Origin of the sequence: Ideonella azotifigens (genome assembly GCF_006519715.1) — a bacterium.
Classification (GTDB): domain Bacteria; phylum Pseudomonadota; class Gammaproteobacteria; order Burkholderiales; family Burkholderiaceae_C; genus Ideonella; species Ideonella azotifigens.
In genome coordinates this window covers 1-1,676 of record NZ_VIDT01000950.1, presented here as the reverse complement: position 1 = coordinate 1,676, position 1,676 = coordinate 1, and the positions used below count along the sequence as shown (strand labels likewise).

At 65.9% G+C, this 1,676-nt stretch carries 1 protein-coding gene; it reads left to right on the top strand.

Features of this window, described 5'->3' with window-relative positions; translation table 11 throughout:
- Positions 1–159 precede the first annotated feature (159 nt).
- Positions 160–1,676 (top strand): methyl-accepting chemotaxis protein (locus FKP22_RS34440; protein ID WP_141291772.1); only part of this gene is annotated, 1,517 nt, incomplete at its 3' end.

The window sequence follows — 1,676 nt, the reverse complement described above, 5'->3', positions numbered from 1 at the left end:
GCGCGCCTGCGAGTTCTTCTGCAGCAGCCTGCGGGTCTACAAACCCTACGCGCGTGAGACGACTGGGCCAGCTTCTGACACCACTGCAGCGCGAGGCGGCAACGCCGGCCTTTGCCACTTCATTGCCTTGAACCCAAGAAACACCGGAGCCTACCCACCATGATGACCTGGATGCGGAACTTCAAGATCCGATTGCGCATGCAAGGCGCGATCGGCATCGTGCTGGCCTTGTTCGCACTGGTCGGCGCCACCGGCCTGATCGGCGGCAGCCAGATGGCCGAACTGAACACCTCGTTCATGACCGCCTCCATCCTCGAGATCAAGGATGTTGCGTCGATCCGCGAGCACCTGGGCGCCGTGCGGCTCTACGAGAAGAGCATGGTCATCGACTACGAAAACACGGCTTCGGTGCAGGCCCATGCCGCCAAATGGCGCGAGAGCGTGGCCTCGCTGAACAAGGCGATCAATGCGCTGCTCGAAGGCGAGGAAGATGAAGACAACGCGGTGGCACGCGAGGCGCTGAAGGACGTGGCGGCCTACACCGAGGGCACCAGCCGCGTGATCAAGCAGATCGAGGCCGGCGCGTTCGACAACGCCCGCACGGCCGACAAGATGCTGGGCCGCGCCAAGGAATCGATCGCGTCGGCCGAGACCAAGTTCGAGAAGATCGAGCAGATCATCGACAACGAGGCCTTGAGCACCCAGCGCGAGTTCAACGAGAAGATGCACATGACGCTGATCATGTTCATCGGCGTGCTGGCGGTGGTGGTCATCGTCGTCGTGCCGGCCACGCTGCTGAACTCGGCCTCCATCATCAAGCCGATGATGCATGCCACCGAAATCGCCAACGCGATCGCCGAAGGCGACCTGACGCACCGCATCGACGCCACCGGCAAGGACGAGGCCGGCGAGCTGCTGCGCTCGCTGCAGCACATGCAGCAGTCGCTGGCCGGCCTGGTCGGTGAAGTCCGCAGCACCTCGGGCAGCATCCATGCGGCGGCCAGCGAAGTGGCCTCCGGCAACACCGACCTCAGCGCCCGCACCGAGCAGGCCGCCAGCAGCCTGGAAGAAACCGCCAGCGCCATGGAAGAGCTGACCGGCACCGTGCGCCAGAGCGCCGACTCGGCCAACCATGCCAGCGAGCTGGCTGGCTCGGCCTCCAGCGTCGCCGAGCGCGGCGGCGAGGTCGTGGCCCAGGTGGTGCACACGATGGACGAGATCAACAGCGCCAGCCGCAAGATCGCCGACATCATCAGCGTGATCGACGGCATCGCCTTCCAGACCAACATCCTGGCACTGAACGCCGCCGTGGAAGCCGCCCGCGCAGGTGAGCAAGGCCGCGGCTTCGCGGTCGTGGCCGGTGAAGTGCGCAGCCTGGCTGGCCGCTCGGCCGAAGCCGCGCGCGAGATCAAGCGCCTGATCAATGCCTCGGTCGAGAAGGTCGACACCGGCGCCCGCCTGGTGCAGGACGCCGGCAGCACCATGGGCGACATCGTCAGCTCGGTGCAGCGCGTCACCGCCATCGTGCGCGAGATCAGCACCGCCGCTTCCGAGCAGAGCAAGGGCATCAACCAGGTCAATTCGGCCGTGGTGCAGCTGGACCAGATGACGCAGCAGAACGCCGCGCTGGTCGAGGAAAGCGCCGCTGCCGCAGAGAGCCTGAAGGACCAGGCCAG